Genomic DNA, 23634 nt, shown 5'->3' with positions numbered 1-23634 from the left:
GGAAGACATGAACGGATATTCGGTGGCGATTCTTGGCGCCACGGGCATGGTCGGCCAGGAGATGCTCAGGACCCTTCTCGAGCGCGACTTCCCGGCCGCCTCGATCAAGCTGCTGGCTTCGAGCCGCACCGCGGGATCCACCGTGAGCTGCCTGGGCCGGGAGTTCCCGGTCGAGCTCGCGACCCCCGAGGCCTTCGAGGGCGTCGACCTGGTCCTGGCCTCGGCGGGAGGCTCGGTCAGCCGAACGCTCGCCCCCGAAGCGGTCAAGCGAGGCGCGGTGGTGGTCGACAACACCTCCGAGTTCCGGCTGCACGACGACGTGCCCCTGGTCATCCCCGAGATCAACGCCCACGCCCTGTGGCGTCACAGCGGCATCATCGCCAACCCCAACTGCTCGACGGCCATCCTCCTGATGGCGCTCGCGCCGCTGCGTTCGGTGGCCAGGATCGAGCGGGTGGTCGTCACCACCTTCCAGTCCGTCTCGGGCGCCGGCAAGGAGGCCGTGGACGAGCTGTACTCCCAGACCGGGGCCCGCCTCGAAGGCGACACCCTAGCGCCCAAGGCCCTCAACAAGCCCATCGCCTTCAACCTCATCCCGCACATCGACGTCTTCCAGGACAACGGCTACACCAAGGAAGAGATGAAGTTCACCCACGAGACCCGCAAGATCTTCGAGGCCCCGGACTTCCGCATCTCGGGGACCTGCGTCCGGGTGCCGGTCGCGGTGGGCCACAGCGAGTCGGTGAACGTGGAGTTCGACCGGGCGGTCTCGCCCGAGGAGGTGCGCGCGGCGATCGCGTTGGCTCCAGGCGTGCGGATCTCGGATGACCCTTCGACCAGCACCTACCCGCAGCCCACGGACGCGGCGGGGGTCGACGACGTGCTGGTGGGGCGGATCCGCGCCGACGTCTCGCACCCCAACGCCGTCAACCTGTGGGTGGTCGGAGACAATCTTCGCCGGGGGGCCGCCCTGAACGCCGTCCTCATCGCCGAGAGCCTGCACGCTCAGAACCTGCTTGGAAAAAAGGTCTCCAGCTAATACCCAGCCAGTGAACCGAAGGAAGGACATGCCATGGAAGTGACCGAGACCTGCACGCCCTCCGCCCATGCCGACCTGGACTACGCCCAGGCCGAGATCCGTCGCCTGAACGACCTGATCATCGCCATCCTGAAGGCCCACGACGACCTGGGCTACGGGGTGGTCATCACCGACGGCTCGCAGATCCGCTACGTCAACGAGGCCTTCGCCAAGCTGAGCGGCTACTCCTTCGAGGAGCTGCTCGCGCTGCCCTCTTTCTTCGGGATGGTCCCCGAGGTCGAGCGCACCAAGCTCATGCAGCGCATGCAGGAGCGCCTGCGCGGCGAGACGGTCCAGGACCACTACAGCACCTTGCTCACCCACAAGAGCGGGGTCTGGGTGGACCTGGAGGTGGTGGTCAAGGTCGCCCACCTGGACGGCATTCCCCACGTGATCGCCATCGTCAAGGAAATCGTCTGAAGCCCGACGCGCGGGGCGCTTGGCCAATAGACGCTTGGCCCGAAACGTGAGAAAATGGCGCCAGGCCCACGATACGGCTGCACAGAAGGAGTCCTCCACGATGAAACAGCTCGGCCGCGTCCTCACCGCGATGGTCACCCCCTTCGACGACGAGGGCAAGGTCGACATGCCGATGGCCAAGCGCCTGGCGCGCCACCTGGTCGAGAACGGATCGGACGGCCTGGTCGTCGTCGGCACCACCGGCGAGTCGCCCACCCTCACCCACGACGAGAAGCTCGAGATGTACCGGTGTGCCGTCGAGGCGGTCGGCAGCTCGGGCAGCGTGGTGGCGGGCACCGGCTCCAACGACACGGCTTCGACCATCGCCCTGACCCGCGAGGCCGAGGCGATCGGGGTGGACGGCATCCTGCTCATCGCGCCCTACTACAACAAGCCCAACCAGGAGGGCCTCTACCGTCACTTCAAGGCGGTCGCCGAGAGCACCTGCCTGCCCATCATCCTCTACAACCATCCGCCGCGCACCGGCGTCTCCATCGCCCCCGAGACCCTGGCGCGTCTCTGCCAGATCCCCAACATCGTGGGGCTCAAGGATTCGTCGGCGTCGCTGGACGTTGCGAGCGACTTCCGCAAGGTCACCCCCGAGAGCTTCCTGCTCTACTCGGGCAACGACAGCCTCACCCTGCCCTACATGAGCATCGGCGGCTACGGCGTGATCTCGGTGGCGACCCACGTCGCAGGCAGCGAGGTCCACGCGCTGGTGGACGCCTGCGTCGAGGGCCGGTGGCAGGCGGCGCGGGACCTGCACTTCAAACTCTGGGAACTGTTCAACGGATTGTTCATCGCCCCCTCGCCGGCGCCGGTCAAGGACGCCCTCAAGATGGTCGGCCTCGAGACGGGCGGCGTTCGCTTGCCCTTGGTCGAGGTCACCGATGCCGAGCATGCGCGGGTCGAGGCGATCCTCAAGGAGCTCCGACTGATCAAGGAGCCCGTGGAGGCTTAAATTGACTCACCCTAACGTCCGCGTTCTGCCGCTCGGCGGGCTTGGCGAGATCGGCAAGAACATGTGGGCCGTCGAGACCGACGACGACCTCATCGTCTTGGACTGCGGTTTCGCCTTCCCCAGCGAGGAGATGTACGGCATCGACTACGTCCTGCCCGACTACTCCTACGTGGTCAAGCACCAGGACAAGCTGCGCGGGATCTACATCTCCCACGGCCACGAGGACCACATCGGCGGCCTGCCCTATCTGCTGAAGCTGCTCGATCCGATGCCCACGGTCTACGCCACGCCCTTGACCTCGAGCATCATCGAGGCCAAGCTCAAGGAGCACCCCACCCTGCGCGGCAAGGTCCCCATGCAGGTGGTCCACCCGCGCGATCGCCTCGCGGCCGGCGGCTGCACCGTCGAGTTCGTGCGGGTCACCCACTCCATCCCCGACGCCTGCGCGATCGCCGTCCACACGGCGGCCGGCACCCTCATCTACACCGGCGACTTCAAGATGGACCAGACGCCCGTCGACGGGCAGTTCTTCGACTTCCACCGCTTCGCCCAGATGGGCGAGGAGGGGGTCCTGGTCCTCATGTCGGACTCGACCAACGCCACCCGCGAGGGCTTCACCCCCAGCGAGCGCCTGGTCGAGCTGGGCCTCGACGCCTCCTTCGCCACCGCCAAGAACCGGGTGATCGTGGCGACCTTCGCCTCGAGCGTCCACCGGGTGCAGTCCATCTGCTCGCTGGCCATGAAGTACAACCGCAAGGTCGCGCTCATCGGCCGCTCGCTCCAGAAGATGGCCGAGCACGCCAAGAAGCACGGCTTCCTCAACGTGCCCGACGACCTGATCCTGCCCATCGACAAGATCAACGCCCTGCCTCACGAGGAGGTCTGCCTCATCAGCACGGGCTCGCAGGGCGAGCCCACCAGCGGCCTGACCCGCATCGCCCAGCACGCCCACAAGCACATCAGCGTGATCGCGGGCGACACCATCATCCTCTCGGCCATCCCCATCCCGGGCAACGAGCGCGCCGTCAGCCGCGTCATCAACACCCTCTTCCAGCGCGGCGCGCGGGTCGTCTACGACACCAACCGCTCCAACGCGCCCGGCGCCCTCAAGCACGTCTCGGGCCACGCCAGCCGCGAGGAGCTGGGCCTGATGCTGGTGCTGACCAAGCCCAGGTACTTCATCCCCATCCACGGCGAGACCCGCCAGCTCACCAAGCACGGCGAGCTGGCCATCGCGACCGGGGTGCCGGCCGATCACGTCTTCATCCTCGAGAACGGCGACATCATCGCCTTCGATCAAGAGCGCGGCAAGGTGGTCGGCCAGTTCAACGCCGAGCCGGTGCTCGTCGACGGCGGCCGCATCACGGGCCTGGGCGCCACGGTCATGCGCGATCGCCAGAAGCTCGGCCAGGAGGGCGTCGTCTCGACCGTCGTCACGGTGGACGAGGACGGCTACCTGGTGGACGGGCCCGAACTGCTGAGCCAGGGCTTCCTCTTCGCCGCCGAGCTTGACGCCATGGCCGACGAGGCCAAGGAGGCCGTGGTCGGCGCGCTGGAGCGCTGCCGCAGCGAGGGGCGGACCGCCTCGAGCGCCCTGCGGACGGCCATCAGCGAGGACCTCGGGAAGTTCCTGTACGAGCGGGTCCGTCGCCGGCCGGTGATCCTGTCCATGGTGCAGGTCGCCAGGAACGGTCGCTAGATTAGACCCGGGCCGGGCGAGGTAAGTTGGTTCAAGCAGCAGGATCCAGCAAAGGGGGCTTCGCCTTGAACCGACCGCAACTCGATGCCTTGTTCCAGCGGCTTTCATGCCGCTTCGACGCCCCGATCGAGCGCGTCTGGCCGCTGCTCTCCAACACCGACCTGATCAACCAGATCATGGGCCTGCCTGCGGTGCGCTACGCCTTCACGCCCAACCCCCGTGGCGGCCTCAGGCGTCATGCCTGCGGCATGGTGGGCCCCCTCTCCTTCACGTGGGACGATTCGCCCTATCAGTGGATCGAGGGCAAGGGCTTCAGCGTGCGGCGAGCGTTCCGCGGCGGGCCCTTCCGGGAGTTCGGCCTCGAGGTGACGCTCGAGCCCGACGGCGCCGGCACCCGGGTGGTCATCGCCGTCGCCTGTTCCCCGCGTCATGCCTTGATCAAGCCCCTTGCACGCGTCTACACCAGCGAGGCCTTGCGCCAGTTCGAAAGGGCCATGGGCATCCTCGCCGAGGTCCTGCGCGGGGATCGCCCGCTGGAGCGCCTCTTGCCCGCTGCAACGCCCACCGACCTCCAGACGGATCGGGGACAGGCGATCGCCGCCGAGCTTGCGGGCCTCGGCTTTGAACGCCCACTGGTCGAGCGCCTGGTGGCCTACGTCCTGACCGGCCCGGAGTCCGCGCTCGACAAGCTGCGCCCCTTCGCCCTCGCCAAGGAGTGGGGCGTCGAGCGGCGCGAGGTGCTCAAGCTCTTCCTGCACGCCACCCGATTGGGCCTGCTCGAACTCACGTGGGACCTCCTGTGCCCCGCCTGTCGCGGCCCGCGCGAGCGCGTCTCCACCCTCTCGCAGCTCAACGCCCAGTCCCACTGCGACGCCTGCAACGTCCGCATCGACGCGGACTTCGGTCAGTCGGTCGAGCTGAGCTTCCGTCCCAGCCCGGGCCTGCGCAAGGTCGAGCGCAAGTTCTTCTGTATGGGGGGGCCGGCCTGGATGCCTCACGTGGTCTTCCAGGCCCTGCTGGAGCCCGGCGTTCCCCGGGAGGTGACGCTCGCGCTGCCTCCCGGCGCGTACCGCCTGCGCAGCCCCCAGGTGCCCAACCAGCTGAGCGTCGTCCTGTGCGACGAGGCCAGCGATCCCGGCGCCACGCAGCTCGTCAGGATCACCCCGGAGGGCTTCGCCCCCTTGACGTTGGACCAGGACCACGCCGTCCTGCGCTTGCGCCTCGAGACCGACGAGCCGGTGCAGGTCTGCCTCGAGCGCACCGCCTGGGCGGACGACGTGGTCACCGGCGCCTACGTGAGCACCCTCCAGGAGTTCCGAAGCCTGTTCTCGGCCGAGGTCCTCGCCCCGGGGCTCGAGCTCGGCGTGGCCCGGGTCGCCATCATGTTCACCGACCTCAAGAGCTCCACGGCCATGTACGAGCAGCTGGGGGATGCCACCGCCTTCTCGCTGGTGCAGGCCCACTTCCGGATCCTGGAGGAGGCGATCGCCGCCAACAACGGCTCGGTGGTCAAGACCGTTGGCGACGCTGTCATGGCTTCGTTCTACGACGTGGCGGACTGCGTGCGCGCCGCCTTCGAGATCCAGGCGTCGGTCGCGCGCTACAACGCGACCCACCCCGAGAAGGCGGCCCCCATCGTCGTGAAGCTGGGGGCCCACGTGGGGCCGTGCATCGCGGTCAACCTCAACGACCGGCTGGATTACTTCGGGACCACCGTCAACATGGCCGCCCGGGTCCAGAACGAGGCGGCAGGAGACGACGTGGTTCTCTCGCCCTCGGTCCTCTCGGACCCCGGCGCGCAGGGCCTGCTCGCCGAGCTGTCCCAGGGCAGGGTCGAGCGCTTCGAGGTGGCCCTCAAGGGCCTGAGCGCGAGCTACGAGCTGACCCGCATCGTGCCGGACGCCCAGGGCATCGCTGAAGGCAAGCTGCGCCTCTTCACCGGCGCGCGGACCTAGTCGATCGCTCATTCCTTCTTCATCCCGGCGTCATCGGGCGCTCATCCCCCGTTCGCATCCGAGAATTATCCTGACTGACGTACAGACAGGAGGTTTCCTTTGGTGCGTCTATTCAACCAGGTTGCGGTGGGGGGACTCTTGCTGGTGACGGGCTGCGCGAGCGTTCCGCTCGGCATGATCCCCGAGGCCATGACCCCGAGCATCACGACGAACCCCGCCAACCTCGGCGGCGGCTCGGGCGGCGTCGAGGCCGGCAGGCCCACTCCCGGCCGGACGCCGGCACCCGTGGTGACGCCCATCCCGCAGCCCGGCAATACCCCTGCTCCTATCGCCACTCCGGCGCCCGTCGCGACGCCGGTGGCGCCGGCGAGCGATCTTGCAGGAGCCGAGGGGATCGTCTTCCAGCAGACCAACGCCGAGCGCGCCAAGGTGGGGGCCAGGGCCCTGGTCTCGGATCCCACCCTCAACGCGCTGGCGCGCAGCCGCAGCGAGGACATGGTCAAGCGCAACTACTTCGACCACGTCACGCCCGACGGCAAGAAGGTCTTCGACATGCTCAAGGAGATGGGCTTCTCGTACACGACCGCCGGCGAGAACATCGCCTACAACAGCTACCCGATCTCCCAGTCGCCCCAGCAGGTGATGACGGCCTGGATGAACAGCTCGGGCCACAAGGCGAACATCCTCAACACGCGCTACGGGCGCATCGGGGTGGGTACCTACAAGCGTTCGTCGGACGGGGCGATCTTCTACACTCAGGTGTTCACGAACTGAGGCCATACCTCAGGAGCGGGCCTACAAGACCCAGGTCTTCACGAACTGAGCGAGCTTGGTTCAGGCGCGGGCGTGCTTGAGCTGCTGGTGCTCGACCCAGCTGATGAGCTTCGCGATCTCGACGGGCTTGGTGATGGCATGACTCGCGCCGGCCTTGATGAACGCCGAAAGCTGGGACGAATCGTGGACCATGGCGACCAGGGGGATGTGGTGGGTGGCCGGGGTGCACTTGAGGCACCGGATCGCGTCGATGGTCGAGAGGTATTCCAGGTCCGAGTCCACCAGCGCCAGATCCACCTTGCGGGTCAGGCAGGCCGAGACCAGCGAGATGCTGCTGTCGGTGTTCAGCACGCGGTGGCCATGGCGATCGAGGCTGGCGGTGAGGTTCCGCCGCAGGATGGCCGATGGGGAGCAGACCACGATCGTGAGCATTCGCGTGCCTCAGTGGGAAAAACGGTAGGCAAGCGATCATATACCCGGCCTCAGGGCACGATGAACGCCTCGAGGCAACTGATGGTCGGATACAGGGTGTGCGCGACGTAGAGGGCCTGACCATCCGGCGAGAAGGCGAGGCCGGCGACGTCCCTGGTATCGGCCGTCGCGATCGCCCCGTCCTTCGCGTCGACGAGCTTGGTCTCGCCGTAGGGGTAGGGCCCGGTGCGGCCGATCGCCACTTGTTGCTTGGCCGGGCGCATGGCCAGGCTCAGTTCGAGCGCTTCGTTGTCGCCGGTGAGGGCGAAGGTGGGGCCGGCCTTGAACGCGAGCGAGTCGCCCGCGGTGGCCTGCACCTCGACCAGCTGGAAGGTGTCGTCGGAGAGCTTGGCGATCCCCACGGCCCAGTCCTGCCGCGCGGCGATCGCGTGGATCGGATGGGGGTAGTCCACGATCTCGCCGGTGTCGCCCGAGGCGCGGAACATGGCGAGCGAGCCCCGGACGTCGCCTTCCTGGGTCAGGTTGACCAGGAAGCGCTCGTCATCGAGGCGCGCGATCTGCCTGGCCTGCCCCCCCATGTCGTGACGCTCCGCGCGCTTGCCGGTCTTGAGATCGTAGACGTAGAGATCTCCGCTCGGCAGGTAGACGCGCGAGCCGTCCTTCGAGAGGGCCGCCTGGGCGGTGATGCCGATGTGGGCATCGACCGCGATGGGGCTGTCCTGGTCGAAGGGCACCTTGGTGAGGTCGCGCGAGCCGGTGTCGAGCGAGAAGAGGCCCAGGTAGACGAGTTGCTGCCAGTCGCTGAAGAAGATCGAACCACCGTCCGGGCTGGCGAGCGGCGCGCCGATCGCGAAGCGGTGGCCGTCGAGGCGCCGCGCCTCGACGTAGCCCCGCGAGGCGCCGTTCGGCTTCAGGACGGTGACGCCGTAGCGCGTGGTGAAGTAGATCTCCGCGCTGCCGGAGGCCGTGCAGACGCCGCGGGGCTCGTCCTGGGGGGTGGGCTTGAAGCGCCAGGCGCTGACCATGGAGGTCGGCGCGGGCCCCTGGGAGGATGATCCCGAACCCGGCGCGGAGGCGACGGGCTGCGACGTGCCACCGGGGATGGACAGGCAGCCGCTGAGCGCTTGCAGCATGAGCAAGACGGGCAGGAGGAGACGACGAGGCTTCGCCATGGGTTACCTCCTATTTTTCTGATGTTGTTTTGATATAAATATTATCTTTTGAGTATTGTGTCAAGGAGATGGTTTTGCGAGGTAGCGATCGCCCTTGGCGGTGACCACCAGGTTCCGCGGGCCCATGGCCGGGCTGCTCTGGCATGCGATGGGGCAAGAGGCGCAGCTCCCCGAGGCGCACGAGGCGTCGGCAACCTCGAGGGCCTGCGCCTCGACGTAGCCCATGCGGATCAGGTGAGCGAGGAGCTGCTCGTAGGTTTCGCGGCTCAGCCCCAGCATGATCCTCAGCTCGAGGTTCGAGGAGGTCGGGGCGTTGCGAATGGCTCCGAGCAGCTCCTTTAGCATGCTAGCCGAGCCCCAGCAGGCGCCCCACCTGGTAGATGAGCGTGCCGAGCACGAAGGCGAGCACGAGGCCGTAGGTGGCCGAGAAGGCGGTCCACTTCACGCTGAGGGTCTCGCGCCAGATGGCGACCAGGGTCGAGTAGCAGGGGATGTAGACCAGGCTCACGACCATGAACGCGTAGGCCGCGAGCGGCGACAGGTTCTGCCGCAGCACGCCGCCCAGGCCGTCCTCCCCCACCCCGTAGATGACGGCGAGCGAGGCGAGCGCGCCTTCCTTGGCGAGGAAGCCGCCGACCAGGCTGACCAGGAGGCGCCAGTCGAAGCCCATGGGCACCCCGATAGGGGCCAGGGCGTGGCCCACGATGCCCGCGATCGACTGCTCGATGGTGCCCGCGGGAACGTGGGTGAAGATCCAGATGGCGCCGGTCATCAGGGTGATCTGGCCGGCGGCGCGGCGCAGGAATCCTCCGGCCGAGCGCCAGGCGTGGGCGAGCACGTTGCGCGCGATGGGGCGGTGGTAGGGGGGCAGCTCCATGATGAAGGGCGAGGGCTCGCCGGGGAACAGGGTCTTCTTGAAGGCCAGGCTGATGAGGAGCACCAGCCCCACGCTGATGACGTAGAGCGAGAGCATGGCGAGCGTCGCCTTGAGGCCGGTGAAGAAGGTCCCCACGAAGAAGACGAACAGCACCAGGCGCGCCTGGCAGAGCATGAGGGGGTTGACCAGGATGGTCAGAAGCCGGTCGGCGCGGTTGTCCACGATGCGGGCGGCCATGACCGCGGGCACGTTGCAGCCGAAGCCCATCAGCAGGGGAAGGAAGCTGCGGCCGTGCAGGCCGAAGGAGCCCATGAGGCGATCGACCACGAAGGCGGCGCGGGCGAGGTAGCCCGAGTCCTCCAGGATGGCGAAGAGGGTGAAGAAGATGGCGATGACCGGAAAGAAGCCCGCCACGGTCGCGAAGCCCGCCCACAGGCCGTCCACGGCGAAGTCGCCGGCGACGCTCGGGGCGCCCATCGCCGTGAGGAAGCCACGGATGAGGCCGCCGCCCTGGTCGAGGATCCCGCCGAACCAGTCGTTGATGGGCGTCGCCAGCGAGAAGGTGATGAAGAACATGAGCCCGAAGACCAGCACCGTGATGGGCAGGCCCCACAGGCGGTGGGTCACCACCCGGTCGATGCGGTCGGTCCAGTCCTCGGCGCCGGTGCTGCGGGTGACGACCTCGGCCATGACCTCGGCCAGGAGGCCATACTGGGCGCCGATCACCTCGGCCTCCAGGTCCTCGAGCTCGGGGGTGCGCCGCAGGCGCTCGGCGAGCGAGGCGGCGTCGGCGAGCGAGGGGCGGCTGGCCGCCAGCTCGCCGATTGCCGCGTCGCCCTCGAGCAGCTTGCGCGCGAACCACTGGGGGTCGAAGCCGCCGAGGGCGGAGGGATCGAGCCTGGCGGCGACCTGGGCGATCGCCTCGGCGACGGGGCGCGGAAGGGTGGCGCGCAAGGGGCGCGTGGGGTATTCGCCATCGAGCAGGCGCTGGACGATCGAGATGGTCTCGTCCTTGCCCGTCCGGCGCTCGGCCACCATGGGCACGACCGGCACGCCAAGGCGGGCCTCCAGGGCCGCGATGTCGATGGCGATCCCCTTGGCCTCGGCGATGTCCATCAGGTTGAGGACCACCACCACCTTGTCGGTCAGCTCCAGGAGCTGGAGCGTCAGGTACAGGTTGCGCTCGAGGTTGGCGGCATCCACCAGGTTGACGACCACGTCGGGGCGCTCCTGGGCGATGAACTCGCGGGCGATGAGCTCCTCGGGGGAGAGGGCGCTGAGGCTGTAGGTGCCGGGCAGGTCGATGATGCGAAGGGTGCGATCCGCGATCCGGTGGGTGCCCTCCATGCGCGCGACGGTCTTGCCCGACCAGTTGCCCACGTGCTGGTGCATGCCGGTCAGGGCGTTGAAGAGGGTGCTCTTGCCGACGTTGGGGTTGCCCGCCAGCGCGACGGTGGCGAGGGGCTTGGCGGCCTGGGGTATTTCGGAGGTCACGGCCACGTTCTACAAGAGCTCCACGGCGATGGCCTCGGCGTCGCGCCGCCGCATGGCCAGGTGGTACCCGCGGACCGCGTACTCGACCGGATCGTTGAGCGGCGCGGTGCGCACCGCCGAGATATCGGTGCCCGCCACCAGGCCCAGATCGAGCATCCGGCGGCGGGTGGGGCCGCAGCCTCCGACCGAGACGATCCGCGCGCTTTGACCCGGGGCGAGCTGGCTGAGCTTGGCGACCATGGCGACCTTCCCATCGAGAATCCGGCACCTGCAATTGAGAATAGTTCTCAACTCTTAGTAGCTTAGCGGAGGCCGGGGCCTTTGTCAAATCCCCTGGCCCTCTCGTGGGAAGGGTTTCGGGCGGGGATCCCCGCTTAGATCCACTTCTTGTGGCGGAAGAAGCCGACCATCAGGGTGGCCAGGAGGACCATCATGCCGATGACCGCCTCGAAGGCGAAGGGCCAGTCGCCGATGGGCAGGTGGACGTTCATGCCGTAGATGCCCGACAGCAGGGTCAGGGGCAGCATGATGACCGAGATGACGGTCAGGGCGCGGATCACCTCGTTGGTGCGGTGGGTGGTCAGCGAGTCGTAGGTGTCGTTGAGCGACTCGATGATGCCCTTCTGGTCCTCGAGCATGTCCCAGAGGCGCGCGAGCGCGTCGCCGATGTCCGAGAAGTACAGCTCGAGCTCCTCGCCGATGAGGCGGCTCTTGACGTACTCGAGGCGCGAGATCACGGGGATGAGCGGCTTGACGATGCGGCGGTAGGCGATGATGTCGCGGCGCAAGAGCGAGATCTTCTCGACGGTCTCGCGGCCCGACTGCTCGAAGATCTCATCCTCGATGGCCTGCACGTTGCGCTCGATCTTGTAGGCGATGGGGAAGAAGTTGTCGACCAGCTTGTCCATCACGCGGTAGAGCAGATGGCCCGATCCCAGCCCCATGTCGTCCTCGCGGACCTTCTCGGAGCCCTCGCAGGCCTCGAAGAAGCGCTCGAGCGGCCAGATCTTGCTGACGTGGATGGTGATGAGGAAGCCCTCGCCGACGAAGATGTCGATCTCGGCCGGCTGGGTCACCTGCTGCTGCTTGTCGAAGACCGGGAAGTGAAGGACGACGAACAGGTAATCGTCGTACTCGTCGAGCTTGGGCCGCTGCAGGCGCGAGACCACGTCCTCGAAGTCGAGTGGGTGGAAGGAGAAGTTCTCCTCCAGCCAGTCGATGTCGTGGCGGGTCGGGTGCGAGATGTCGTACCAGGTGAGGTCCTTGTGGGAGACGATCTTGATGGGCATTGGGCTCAGGCTCTGGTCGGAGGGGGTTCGGCGATGAAGTGAGAGACGGCGGGCGGCAAGGGGCCCCGGTGGAAGGTTCTTGCCCGTTCCTCGACGGCACGATCGCTCACGGTGACTCGCTCGTGCTGACGCAGGTGCTCGACCCAGGACTCCAGGACGAAGGACTCGACCATCCTACCCGGATCCGCCGTGTCTTTGAAGAGGTTCCAGCGAATTGCCCCGTCCCGAAGCCGGATCCGGCGCAGGGCGGCCATGGCCTCGGCGAAGGCCTCGGTCTCGGTCGGGTCGATCCGGTACTCGACGAAGACGAAGACCGGGCCGTGCTCGAGGGCCACGTCGTGGGCAACGACCGGGTGCTGCCAGTGGCGCGCGGGTTCGAGGTCGAGCCCCTCGCCGGTGGGGATCTCGAAGCGGTGGGTCAAAGCGACCATGGCGACGATCCAGAGGCACGCGCCCCACAGGGTCGCCGCCAGGCCCCAGCGCTCGGCGAGGGCCCCCCACACCGCGCTGCCCAGGGCCAGGCTGCCGAAGACGGCGAGCAGGTTGACCGCGAGTGCCCGGCCCCGGACCCAGGCGGGCACCGAGACCTGGATCGCCGTGTTGCAGAGCGACAGGAAGACCAGCCAGCCGACCCCTGATCCCAGCATGCCCCCGCACACCGCCCAGAAGTTGCCCGTCCATGCCGGTACGCTCATGCCCAGCGCGTAGAGCGCGGGGGCGAGGATCAGCGTGAGGGAGCTCGGGAGGGCGCGCTTGAGTCGCGGCATCACGGTCGCCCCGAGCACCGCGCCGCCCCCGATGCAGCCGAGCAGGATCCCGTAGCCGCTCGGCCCGAGCCGGAGCTCGAAGCGGGCGATGAGCGGCAGCAGGGCCCAGAGCGCGCTCGCCCCGAGCACGAACGTGCCGTTGCGCAGCAGCACCGCCTGGATGGCCGGTGAGTGACGCACGTAGCGCACCCCCGCCGCCATGGCCCCCCAGACCCTCTCGGCAGGAAGCACGCTCGGCTCGGGCCGCCGCTGCCAGGCGAAGAGGACGTACAGCACCCCCAGGAAGGAGGCGGCGTTCAGCAGGAAGGTGAAGCCGGGCCCCGCGACGGCGACGACCACCCCCCCGAGGGCGGGCCCCACCGACCGCGCGAGGTTGAAGCCCGCGCTGTTGAGCGCGACCGCCGCGCCGAGCTCGTTGCGCGGGACCAGCTCAGGGATGATCGCCTGCCATGCGGGCCCGTTGAGGGCGGCCCCGAGCCCCAGCGCGAAGGTGAAGGCCAGGAGCAGCCCGCTCGTCATGCTCCCGGCCACGGTCATGATCCCGAGCAGGGTCGCGACGACGAGCATCCAGAACTGGGTGGCCAGGAGCAGCTTGCGGCGGTCGAGCACGTCGGCGAGGGCACCGGCGGGCAGCGCGAGCAGGAAGGTCGGCAAGTTGACCGCCGTCTGGACCAGGGCGGTCTTGGAGGGCGAGAGGCTCGTCATGAGCCACGAGGCCCCGACGCTCTGCATCAGGGCGCCCACGTTCGAGGCGAACGAGGCGATCCACAGCAGGCGGAAGATGGAGTGGCGCAGCGGGCTCCAGAAGGGGGCGCTTGAGTCGGACATGGGGACCTCCCGGTCGGGCGATCCCCATTAAAGCTCCGAAACGCTCGGCGACGCTACGCCGAAAACGCCTTTTACTTCCTTCGCGCCGTGCCGGGCTTGAAGGAGGTGAGCTCGGCGGTCACCTGGTTGAGCTTGGGGCCCTGCCCGAGATCGATGGTCAGGCCCTCCACGGCCTTGACCATCCCGACGCCCGGGGCGTACCAGTAGTCCAGCCGGTCCACGTTGCCGGCGGGGTACTGCAGGTAGTGGGTGAGGCGCTGGGCGACGAAGGTCCCCGCGGGCACGGTCACCGACGCGGTGCCCTCGTAGGCGACCGTCTCGGTGACGTTGGGCTTGATCCGGCCTCCCCACCTGGCGCCCGCGGCGAGGGGGAACTTCATGACGCTCAGCGAGCCGAGCTCCGGCTGGCCGTAGCGCGAGAGCACCACCCCCGTGGCCGAGCGCACCGCCAGGGTCGTCGGCGACTGGCGATCGCCGTAGAAGCGCTCCACGACCGCGGTGGTCACACCCGCCTCGGTGTTGCTCTCGACGACGGTCATGCGCTGCTCCTGGCCGGGGCGTTCGGGGCCGTCGCCGTTGCGCTGGAGGGTGCTGTAGCGCCATTCGCTGCCGGCCGAGAGGGGGTAGAGCGCCTCGAAGTCGACGACCTGCTTGGCCTTGAGCGCACCGGTGCCCGTCTGGGAGAGGGGGCCACCGGCACCCGCCAGGCCGCAGCCGGCGAGCAACAGGGGGAGAAGGGCGAGCAGCTTTTTCGTCATGGCATCGCTTTCGAGCTGAGAGGGGGGTGGGCTTTATTTATTGTAGGTTAAATCCATTTTAACTTGCTCTTGGTGCGTTGGGAACTCCACTTGCCTGAATGCCCGAAGAACGGTTATGTAGAAGATCCGGCCCTTGTCGGTTAGTTGGGCGCGTCGAGGTAAGTAAAGGACGGTCATGGACGCACAGGCACCTGCTCCCGCGAAGCGCGCGGGCCTCATCTTCATCTTCATCACCGTGCTGCTCGATATCATGGGGATCGGGCTGATCATCCCCATCATGCCGCAGCTGGTGGCGAGCTTCCTGGGCGGGGACCTCTCCACGGCGTCGCGCTACTTCGGGGGGTTGGCGGCCTGCTATACCGCGATGCAGTTCCTGTTCTCGCCCATGCTCGGCGCGCTCTCGGACCGCTACGGCCGCAAGCCGATCCTGCTCGGCTCGCTGCTCCTGACCGCTCTGAGCTACCTGACGCTCGGCCTGGCGCCGACGCTCGCCTGGGTCTTCGTCGCCCGCACCATGTCGGGCCTGGGCGGCGCGAGCCTCACGGTCGCCTCGACCTACATCGCCGACGTGAGCTCCCCCGAGACCCGGGCCCAGAACTACGGCCTGCTGGGGGCCGCCTTCGGCCTCGGCTTCATCATCGGGCCGGCGCTGGGGGGCTTCCTCGGTGCCTTCGATCCGCGCATGCCCTTCTTCGTGGCCGCCGGCCTCTCTTTGCTGAACTTCCTCTACGGCCTCTTCGTGGTCCCCGAGTCCCACGCCGTCGAGAACCGCCGCGCCTTCACCTGGGCCCAGGCCAACCCGGTCGCGTGGATCGCCCTCTTGCGACGCCACCCGATCGTCATGGGCCTCGCGGTCTCCATGATCCTGCAGGGCCTCGCCCAGAACGGGCTGCAGAGCAACTGGGTCCTGTTCACGACCTACCGCTTCCACTGGTCGCCCACCGAGAACGGCATCTCGCTCGCGGTGGTGGGCCTCTCGGCGGCCCTGGTCCAGGGGGGCCTCATCCGGGTCCTGCTGCCCCGGCTCGGCGAGCGCCGCGCCATCCTCTTCGGGCTGGCCCTCGCCGCTGTCGCCTTCCTCGCCTATGGCCTGGCGACTCAGGGCTGGATGATGTACGCCATCGTCGCGGTGGCGAGCATCGCCGGCATCGCGGGGCCCGCGGTGCAGGGCATGGTCTCCAAGCAGGTCGGCCCCGACGAGCAGGGTGCCGTCCAGGGGGCTCTCACCAGCCTCATGAGCCTCACGGGCATCGTGGGCCCCATCGTGGCCAACCAGCTCTTCGCCGAGTTCACCGCGCCGTCGGCACCGGTGAAGTTGCCGGGCATCGCCTTCTTCCTGGGGGCGGCCCTGACCGCGATCGCGCTCTTCAACATGGTGCGCCTGTTCAACCGCATTCCGGCCCAGGCCATCGAGCAGGCGCCGGTTTCGGTCTAGGATGAGCGGGGTCGAGTACGCTCGCCTGGGTCCTGCGCCGGCGCCGGCCTATTCCGGGCTCACCTTCCCTGCCTTTCGCCCGCTGCTTGCGCCGCTTGCGCCGGAGGCCGTCGCGATCGCGGCTCAAGTCGAGGGCATCCCGGCGGGCCTGGCGCTTGCGGTGCGCGATGAGCGCGGCGAGCATGCCGAGCTTTGCTCCCTGTACGTGCCCCGCGCCCATCGCGGGCGCGGCATCGCCTCCTCGCTGCTCGAGCGTCTCGAGGAGGCCTTGAGCGGTGCCGGGGTGCGCGAGGTGACGGGCGTCTACCTGACGGGAAAGCCCTCGATCCCCGCGCTCGAGCACCTGCTCGTGCGGGGTGGCTGGGAGGCGCCCGAGAGCCGGATGCTGGTGGTGAGGGCCCATTACGACGCCATGGCTCGCGCGCCATGGGTCCAGCGGGCTTCGCTCGCGGACGGCTTCGCCGTGGGGGCGTGGGGCGAGGTGAGCGCGAGCGAGCGCGAGGGGATCCTGCGCAGCCAGGCCGAGACGGCCTGGATCGCCCCGGATCTCGTCCCTTTCGATTTCGAGGAGGGCTGCCACGGCCCCACCAGCGTGGCCCTGAGGCACCGGGGCGAGGTGGTCGGCTGGCTCATCACCCACCTGTTGGACGACGTGCTGCGCTACACCTGCAGCTACGTCCACCCTGCCCTGCAGCGCCGCGCGCGCATCCTGCCCCTCTATGTCGAGGTGATGCGGCGCGCCTACGGCCTGGGGATCGCGCAGGGCATGTGGACCGTTCCCGCCCACCATCCGGCCATGGCGGCCTTCGCCACGCGCTGGATGGCGCCCTACGCGGACTTCTTCGGCGAGACGCGCGGGGTTCGTAAGCGCCTTACTTTATCTTGTGAAAACAGGAACCGTCTGTCATAGTCGTCAAGGCTTGCTTATCCGGTCATACTCGGAAGGAAACATCGTGAAGAAGGTCCTCTTCATCCTCGGCGAACTCAGCGATTCGGACGTGGACTGGCTGGTGGAGGTCGGCGATCGCGAGGCCGTCGCGCCGGGGCGGGTGCTGATCAAGGAGGCCAGCGCCATCGACCATGTGTACGTGATCCTCGAGGGCCGCTTCGGGGTCTCGGTCGCGGCCCTCTCGGGCAAGGAGGTCGCCCAGCTCGGGTGCGGCGAGATCGTCGGCGAGATGTCGCTGGTGGATCAGCGCCCGCCGAGCGCCACGGTGACGGCGCTGGAGCCCGGCCTGGTGCTCTCGGTGCCCCGCCGCGAGATCGAGCGCAAGCTCGCCCAGGACATGGCCTTCTCGGCGCGCTTCCACCGGGCGCTGACGGTCTTCCTTTCGGATCGCCTGCGCAGCACCGTCAGCCGCCTCGGCTACGGTCAGAGCGGCCCCATGGATCAAGAGACCGAGTACGAGGACGAGCTGGACATGGGCGTGCTGGACAAGGCGGCGCTCGCCGGCGCCCGGTTCGACTGGCTCCTCAAGCGGATGAAGGGGGCCTGATGTCCTCGGCCCAGCAGCGCCTGTTCCGCAAGGAGGCGCTCGAGCGGCTGTCGTCGCCCGAGCGCCTGGATCTCCTGATGCAGGTCGTCGGCCCCAAGGGCTGGGTCGCGCTCGCGTGCCTGGGGGGCGGGATCATCCTGCTGGTCCTGTGGAGCGTCTTCGGGCGCTTGCCGGTGACGGTCAACGCCAAAGGCGTGATCGTTCGGCCGCACGAGGTCGCGTCCCTGCAGGCCACCGGCGGCGGGCGGATCCGCGAGCTGCGGGTGCGCCCGGGGGATGCGGTGAAGGCGGGCGACGTGCTCGCCGTCGTCGAGCAGCCAGAGCTTGCCGAGCAGCTCAGGCAGCACCGCGCCCGGGTCGCCGAGCTGGAGCGTCAGCAGGCCTCCATCGCGACCCTTCAGGCGACCTTCGCCGAGCAGACCCTGCGCGCCATCGCCCAGCAGCACGACAACGTCCTGCAGCTGATCCGCGAGGCCAGGGCGCTGGATCCGGTCCTCGAACGGCGCCTTTCCGAGAACCGCCGCCTCAACCAGCTGCGCGCGGTGAGCGTGGACGCGGCGCTCGCAGCCGAACAGAGCTACCTCCAGAACCGCAACCGCATCGCCGAGCTCGAGGCCCAGCTCAAGGAGCTGGAAGGCAAGAAGACATCGGTCGCCCAGCAGCGCCTCGAAGCCGAGGCCCAGCGCGATCACCAGCTGCGCGAGATGCGCGCCACGGGCGCGGTTCTCGAGGTCCAGCTCAAGCAGCAGGGCCGGGTCATCAGCCAGCGTGCGGGGCGGATCCTCGAAGTGGCGGTCGCCGTGGGCGACGTGATCGGCCCGGGCACCCGGATTGCGAGCCTCGCGCGCGGCGATGGCGACGGCCCCCTCATGGGGGTGACCTACTTCCCCGTCAGCGATGGCAAGAAGGTACGTACCGGGATGCGCCTCCAGCTGACGCCCGACACGGTCAAGCGCGAGCGCTTCGGCGGGATCGTCGGCCGGGTGGTCTCGGTCTCGTCGTTCCCGGTCACCGAGCAGGGCCTGGTCAACACCCTCGGTAACGCCGAGCTCGCCCGCGCCTTCGCGGGGGCCGGCCCCTTGATCGAGGTGCAAGCCGAGCTGGAGCGGGAACCGGCCAACCAGAGCGGCTTCAAGTGGTCCTCGTCGCACGGTCCGGCGCTCGCCGTCACCACCGGCACGACGGGAGCGGCCCGCGTGACGGTCGAGGAGGTGCCGCCCATCGTCCTGGCCTTCGCGATCCTGAGGTCGAGCAGTGGCCTCTATTAAGTCCTGGCTCCACTCCAAGCGGCGCGTGCGCCGGGTCAAGACCCCCACCGTGATCCAGCTGGAGGCGGTGGAGTGCGGGGCCGCTGCCCTCGCCATGATCCTCGCCCACCACGGCCGGATCGTGCCGCTCAGTGAGCTGCGAAGCGCGTGCGGCGTCTCGCGCGACGGCAGCAAGGCGAGCAACATCCTCAAGGCGGCCCGGGACTACGGCCTCAAGGCCAAGGGCTTCAAGAAGACCATGGAGACGGTGAAGCAGCTGCCGTTTCCGTACATCGTCTTCTGGAACTTCAACCACTACCTGGTCGTGGAGGGGATGGACGACAAGCGCGCCTACCTGAACGACCCCGCGGCCGGTCGCCGCGCGGTGACGCTCGCCGAGTTCGACGAGGCCTTCACCGGGGTGGTGCTCGTCCTCGAGCCCGGCGACGACTTCGCGAAGGGCGGCCGGAAGCCGAGCGCCGTCCAGGCCCTGCGCGTGCGGCTCGCGGGCTCGTACCGGGATCTCGCGTACTGCGTGCTCGCGGGCCTCTTGCTGGTGGTGCCGGGCATCGCCTTGCCGGTCGCCTCGCAGCTCTTCGTGGACCAGATCCTGGTCCAGGGGATGCATGACTGGCTGCGCCCCCTGCTCATCGGCATCCTGGTGATCGCCGTGCTCAAGGCGGGCCTCACCCAGCTGCGGATCTTCTACCTGCGCCGCCTCAAGCTGAAGCTTTCGGTCGTTCACTCCAGCCGCTTCCTCCAGCACCTGCTGCATCTGCCCATGGACTTCTACTCCCAGCGCTACGCGGGCGAGGTCGCGGGCCGTATCGGCATGAACGACGAGGTGGCCGGCGTCCTCTCGGGCCGGCTTGCGAGCTCGGTGATCGACACGGTCATGATCGTGTTCTACGGGGCGCTCATGTTCCACTACGACCCTGTGCTGACGGGGCTGGTGGTGGCCTCCGGCGGGGCCAACCTCGCCCTGTTGCAGTGGATGGGGGCCCGTCGCGTCGAGGCCAACCAGCGGGTGGCCCAGGAGTACGGCAAGAAGATGGGGGTCGCCATGGCGGGCCTCCAGTCCATCGAGACCCTCAAGGCCTCGGCGGCCGAGGCGGACTTCTTCACCCGCTGGGCGGGCTACGACGCCAAGGTGATGGAGGCGACCCAGCAGACCGCCGCCCAGAACCTGGTGCTCAGCCTGGTGCCGACCCTGCTCTCCACCCTCACCACCGCCGCCCTGCTCATCGTCGGGGGGCTGCGGGTCATGGAGGGCCACCTCAGCATCGGCATGCTGGTGGCGTTCCAGGGGATGGTCGGTAGCTTCCTCGGGCCCATCAACAGCCTGGTCGGTCTGGGCAGCGCCATCCAGGACCTGGTCAGCGACCTGAACCGTCTGGACGACGTGCTGGACCATCCGGCCGTCGTGCCCGCGGGGGAGAAGCCCCTGCCCGGCGCGGATGCCTTCCGCCTGACGGGGGCTCTGGACATCGCGGGCCTGACGTTCGGTTACAGCCGGGTGGCAGAGCCCCTGATCGCGGATTTCGCGCTCTCGCTCAAGCCGGGAGAGCGGGTCGCCCTGGTCGGCGGCTCGGGCTCGGGCAAGTCCACCGTCGCCAAGCTGGTGAGCGGCCTGTATTCCCCCTGGGAGGGCGACATCCGCTTCGATGGGGTGCGTCGCGAGGATTGCCCGCCGTCGGTCCTCACCCAGTCGCTCGCCACGGTGGACCAGGAGATCTCCTTGTTCGCGGGCTCGGTGCGCGACAACCTCACCCTGTGGGACCCCACGGTGCCCGACGAGCGTTTGCGTCAGGCCTGCGAGGACGCGGTCATCCACGACGTGATCCTGGCGCTGCCCGGGGGGTACGACTCCCCTCTGCTGGAGGGCGGGGTCAATCTGTCGGGCGGCCAGCGCCAGCGCCTCGAGATCGCCCGCGCCCTGGTCAACGATCCGGCCATCCTGGTGATGGACGAGGCGACCAGCGCGCTGGATGCCGAGACCGAGCGCCTCATCGACGCCAACCTGCGCCGCCGCGGCTGCACCTGCCTCATCGTCGCCCACCGCCTGAGCACGGTGCGCGACTGCGACGAGATCGTGGTCATGGAGTACGGCCGGATCGTCGAGCGCGGCACCCACGAGGCCCTCATCGCCAAGCAGGGCGCCTATGCGCGGCTGGTGAGAAGCGAGCAGAGCAGCCGCGAGGAGGCCCTGTCATGAGCGACGAGCGCCGCGTGGAGACCGAACAGCGGGTGGTGCCCGCCGCGCAGGCCGAGCAGGATCAGCAGCAGGCGTATGCGCGCTTCGTGCGCCGCCACCGTCACGACCGGGAGGTCATGGAGAAGGCGATCGCTCAGCTCGCCTCGGTGCTCGACACGCGCCCCGGTGAGGCCCCGGTGGACGGCAGCCCCCTCTACCGCGCGGCCCACGCGGTCGGCGTCGCCCTCGGGATCGCCGTCAAGCCGCCCGCGCGCTGGGAGGACCTGGGCCGCCTCAAGGACCCGATCGAGGCGATCGCGCGGGCCTCGCGCTTCCGCACCCGCCGCGTCCTCTTGCGCGGGGACTGGTTCAGGCGCGACAACGGCCCGTTGCTCGCCTGGAGCGCCGACGGAGCCCGCCCTCTGGCGCTCTTGCCGCGCTCGGCGGGGGGCTACGACTGCTTCGACCCGGTCGCCGACGAGCGGGTTGTCGTCACGGCCGAGGTGGCGAGCGGCCTCGGGGCGCAGGCCACCATGTTCTACCGGCCGCTGCCCGACACCGCCGTCAAGGCCTTCGATCTCCTGCGCCTCGGGATGCTCGCCTCGCGGCGCGACATGCCGGTGGTCATGCTCATGGCGGGGGTCGTGGCGCTCTTGGGGCTCGTCACGCCCCAGGCGACGGCCTTCTTGATCGATCACGCCATCCCCGACGCCCAGCGTAGCCTCGTCGCGCAGGTGGCCCTCGCCCTCGGGGCGCTGGCCCTGACTCAGGCCCTCTTCCAGCTGGTGCAGAACGTCGCCCTCTTGCGGGCCGAGACCCTCGCCGAGTCGGCCACCGAGGCCGCTGTCTGGGATCGGCTGCTCAAGCTCAAGCTCACCTTCTTCCGGAAGTACGCGGCCGGCGAGCTCGCCTCGCGCATGTCGGCCATCGACCAGATCCGCCAGCTGCTCACCGGATCCACCGTCCAGGCCCTGCTCGCGGGCGTCTTCTCGCTGGTCAGCCTGGTCCAGCTCTTCGGCTTCAACCAGAAGATGGCCCTGGTGGCCCTCGGGGTGGCGGTGGTCTCGGTCGCCGTCACCACCCTCTCGGGGGTCCTGGTGCTGCGGGCGACCCGGGCGATCATGCAGGAGGGCGGCAAGATTCTCGGCCTGGTGGTGGGCCTGATCGGCGGGGTCGCCAAGATCCGTACCGCCGGGGCCGAGGCCCGGGCCTTCTCCCAGTGGGCCAAGACCTACAGCGACTTGACCCGGTTGGAATTCGGGGCCCAGCGCCTCCAGGATCGCCTCAGCCTCTTCGACGAGCTGCTGCCGATCGCAAGTACCCTCATCATGTTCAACGGCTTCGGCCTCATGGCCAAGGCCGCTGCCGCGGACCCCGGCCAGGGGGCCATCACGGTGGGCACCTTCCTCGCCTTTAACGCGGCCTTCGGCTCCTTCGTGGCGGGCCTGACGGGCGTCGGTGCCTCGGTCACCTCTCTGATGCAGGTCGTCACCCTCTGGGAGCGCGCCAAGCCGATCCTGGAGGCCCTGCCCGAGGTGGGACCCGACAAGGTGGACCCGGGCCGGCTCACGGGCCGGATCGCCTTCGAGCACGTCAGCTTCCGCTACACCCCCGACGCGCCGCACGTGCTGCGCGACGTGAGCCTTTCGGTCAACCCCGGCGAGTTCGTCGCCCTGGTGGGCCCCTCGGGCAGCGGCAAGTCGTCTCTGTTCCGGCTCTTGCTCGGCTTCGAGGAGTACGAGGCGGGCCAGATCGTCCTGGATGGCCAGGACCTCAGGGGGCTCGACCTGCCCGCGGTGCGCCGGCAGATGGGGGTGGTGCTCCAGCACGGCCGCCTGATGGCCGCCTCGATCTTCGAGAACATCTCCAACGGCTCGCTCATCACCCAGGAGGAGGCGTGGGAGGCCGCGCGGCACGCGGGCTTCGCCGACGACGTGACGGCCATGCCCATGGGCATGCACACGGTGGTCAGCGAGGGGGGCGGCAACCTTTCGGGGGGCCAGCGCCAGCGCCTGCTCATCGCCCGCGCCCTCGCCCTCAAGCCGCGCATCCTGCTCTTCGACGAGGCCACCAGCGCCCTGGACAGCCGGACCCAGGCCATCGTCAGCGAGAGCCTGGAGCGCCTGAACGTGACGCGGCTCGTCATCGCCCATCGCCTCAGCACCATCCGCCAGGCCGATCGCATCTACGTGCTGGAGGGCGGCCAGGTGGTGCAGGAAGGCACCTTCGAGGCGCTCATGGCCGAGGACGGGATGTTCTCGCGCCTCATGACGAGGCAAACCACCTGATGGAAAGGAAGCGCGCGATGCAGACGAAACGGCCATGGGCCCTCGGATGGAAGGGGGCTGCGAGCCTCGCGCTCGCCATGGGGCTCGTCGGCTGCCAGTCGACGGGCGCCTTGCAGGCGACCCCGGCCGAGGCGGGCGTGCTGAGCCTGACGGCGACCATGAGCCAGCCGATCGGCGGGGCGCCCATGATCTCGCTGTCGCTCGCCGATTTGCCAGCACCCGTTCGCGAGGCCAAGGCCGTCACCCTGCTTGCGGGGGGCGTCGAGACGAGCGGGATCCGCACCGGCTCGGCCATGGACTTCGCCTTCACGGGGGCCTTCCCCGCGACCGACGCGAGCGCCAAGCTTCGCGGGGTCCTGGCGGCGGACGGCAAGGCCGTGCGACTCGCCGAGATCGCCCTGGTTCGCCCCTAGAGTGCCAAGAGAGCAGTT

At 68.7% G+C, this 23634-nt stretch carries 21 protein-coding genes; 13 read left to right on the top strand and 8 right to left on the bottom strand.

The features are described 5' to 3' along the window. Positions 1-7: 7 nt before the first annotated feature. From V6D00_01115 to V6D00_01090, 6 genes are all read left to right on the top strand, one after another. A complete protein-coding gene (locus V6D00_01115) occupies positions 8-1039 on the top strand; it encodes an aspartate-semialdehyde dehydrogenase (GenBank protein HEY9897755.1) in 1032 nt (343 codons plus the stop codon). 33 nt (positions 1040-1072) lie between these two features. Then, on the top strand, positions 1073-1498 hold the full coding sequence (locus V6D00_01110; protein ID HEY9897754.1) for a PAS domain S-box protein: 426 nt from the start codon (positions 1073-1075) through the stop codon (positions 1496-1498). A gap of 100 nt (positions 1499-1598) precedes the next feature. Beyond that, entirely contained in the window at positions 1599-2498 is a 900-nt protein-coding gene (dapA, locus tag V6D00_01105; protein ID HEY9897753.1) for a 4-hydroxy-tetrahydrodipicolinate synthase, read from the top strand. A gap of 1 nt (position 2499) precedes the next feature. After that, on the top strand, positions 2500-4197 hold the full coding sequence (locus V6D00_01100; GenBank protein ID HEY9897752.1) for a ribonuclease J: 1698 nt from the start codon (positions 2500-2502) through the stop codon (positions 4195-4197). 65 nt (positions 4198-4262) lie between these two features. Further along, entirely contained in the window at positions 4263-6152 is a 1890-nt protein-coding gene (locus tag V6D00_01095) for a DUF5939 domain-containing protein (protein HEY9897751.1), read from the top strand. A 102-nt stretch (positions 6153-6254) separates the two neighbouring features. Continuing rightward, the gene (locus V6D00_01090; GenBank protein HEY9897750.1) at positions 6255-6926 is read left to right on the top strand and encodes a CAP domain-containing protein; all 672 of its coding nucleotides are present in this window, start codon (positions 6255-6257) and stop codon (positions 6924-6926) included. Between the two features lie 60 nt (positions 6927-6986). Here the strand turns inward: V6D00_01090 and V6D00_01085 are convergent, their stop codons facing one another. The 8 genes from V6D00_01085 to V6D00_01050 all read right to left on the bottom strand — a co-directional run bounded on the left by V6D00_01085 (position 6987) and on the right by V6D00_01050 (position 14543). After that, positions 6987-7358, bottom strand: a complete 372-nt coding sequence (locus V6D00_01085; GenBank protein ID HEY9897749.1) for a response regulator — start codon at positions 7356-7358, stop codon at positions 6987-6989. A gap of 50 nt (positions 7359-7408) precedes the next feature. Then, positions 7409-8530, bottom strand: coding sequence for a hypothetical protein (locus tag V6D00_01080; GenBank protein ID HEY9897748.1), 1122 nt, complete (start codon positions 8528-8530; stop codon positions 7409-7411). 60 nt (positions 8531-8590) lie between these two features. Then, the gene (locus V6D00_01075) at positions 8591-8875 is read right to left on the bottom strand and encodes a FeoC-like transcriptional regulator (protein ID HEY9897747.1); all 285 of its coding nucleotides are present in this window, start codon (positions 8873-8875) and stop codon (positions 8591-8593) included. Between the two features lies 1 nt (position 8876). After that, on the bottom strand, positions 8877-10901 hold the full coding sequence (gene feoB / locus V6D00_01070) for a ferrous iron transport protein B (protein HEY9897746.1): 2025 nt from the start codon (positions 10899-10901) through the stop codon (positions 8877-8879). A gap of 9 nt (positions 10902-10910) precedes the next feature. After that, a complete protein-coding gene (locus V6D00_01065) occupies positions 10911-11141 on the bottom strand; it encodes a FeoA family protein (protein ID HEY9897745.1) in 231 nt (76 codons plus the stop codon). Positions 11142-11275: 134 nt separating this feature from the next. Further along, entirely contained in the window at positions 11276-12190 is a 915-nt protein-coding gene (corA, locus tag V6D00_01060) for a magnesium/cobalt transporter CorA (protein HEY9897744.1), read from the bottom strand. 5 nt (positions 12191-12195) lie between these two features. Then, a complete protein-coding gene (locus tag V6D00_01055; GenBank protein ID HEY9897743.1) occupies positions 12196-13785 on the bottom strand; it encodes an MFS transporter in 1590 nt (529 codons plus the stop codon). Positions 13786-13856: 71 nt separating this feature from the next. Next, positions 13857-14543 carry a hypothetical protein gene (locus tag V6D00_01050; protein ID HEY9897742.1) on the bottom strand — a complete coding sequence of 229 codons (687 nt, stop codon included), beginning with the start codon at positions 14541-14543 and terminating at the stop codon, positions 13857-13859. A 175-nt stretch (positions 14544-14718) separates the two neighbouring features. On the opposite strand from V6D00_01050, the gene V6D00_01045 reads away from it, so the two are divergent. The 7 genes from V6D00_01045 to V6D00_01015 are packed head-to-tail and all read left to right on the top strand — an operon-like array spanning position 14719 to position 23616. Continuing rightward, a complete protein-coding gene (locus tag V6D00_01045; protein ID HEY9897741.1) occupies positions 14719-15978 on the top strand; it encodes a TCR/Tet family MFS transporter in 1260 nt (419 codons plus the stop codon). 1 nt (position 15979) lies between these two features. Continuing rightward, positions 15980-16888 (top strand): GNAT family N-acetyltransferase, encoded by a 909-nt coding sequence (locus tag V6D00_01040; GenBank protein HEY9897740.1) that lies wholly within the window; start codon positions 15980-15982, stop codon positions 16886-16888. A gap of 43 nt (positions 16889-16931) precedes the next feature. After that, positions 16932-17474, top strand: coding sequence for a cyclic nucleotide-binding domain-containing protein (locus V6D00_01035; GenBank protein ID HEY9897739.1), 543 nt, complete (start codon positions 16932-16934; stop codon positions 17472-17474). Next, on the top strand, positions 17474-18742 hold the full coding sequence (locus tag V6D00_01030; GenBank protein ID HEY9897738.1) for an NHLP bacteriocin system secretion protein: 1269 nt from the start codon (positions 17474-17476) through the stop codon (positions 18740-18742). Before V6D00_01035 ends, V6D00_01030 begins: the two co-directional genes overlap by 1 nt. After that, complete coding sequence (locus tag V6D00_01025) at positions 18729-20936, top strand: NHLP family bacteriocin export ABC transporter peptidase/permease/ATPase subunit (protein HEY9897737.1); 2208 nt, start codon at positions 18729-18731, stop codon at positions 20934-20936. The genes V6D00_01030 and V6D00_01025 overlap by 14 nt, the downstream gene beginning before the upstream one ends. Continuing rightward, positions 20933-23203 carry an NHLP bacteriocin export ABC transporter permease/ATPase subunit gene (locus tag V6D00_01020; protein HEY9897736.1) on the top strand — a complete coding sequence of 757 codons (2271 nt, stop codon included), beginning with the start codon at positions 20933-20935 and terminating at the stop codon, positions 23201-23203. Before V6D00_01025 ends, V6D00_01020 begins: the two co-directional genes overlap by 4 nt. A gap of 17 nt (positions 23204-23220) precedes the next feature. Further along, on the top strand, positions 23221-23616 hold the full coding sequence (locus V6D00_01015; GenBank protein ID HEY9897735.1) for a hypothetical protein: 396 nt from the start codon (positions 23221-23223) through the stop codon (positions 23614-23616). Positions 23617-23634 lie beyond the last annotated feature (18 nt).

Origin of the sequence: Pantanalinema sp. (assembly GCA_036704125.1) — a bacterium.
Lineage (GTDB): Bacteria > Cyanobacteriota > Sericytochromatia > S15B-MN24 > UBA4093 > JAGIBK01.
The sequence above is the reverse complement of the archived record's forward strand: the minus strand, read 5'-3'. Positions and strand labels throughout refer to the sequence as shown.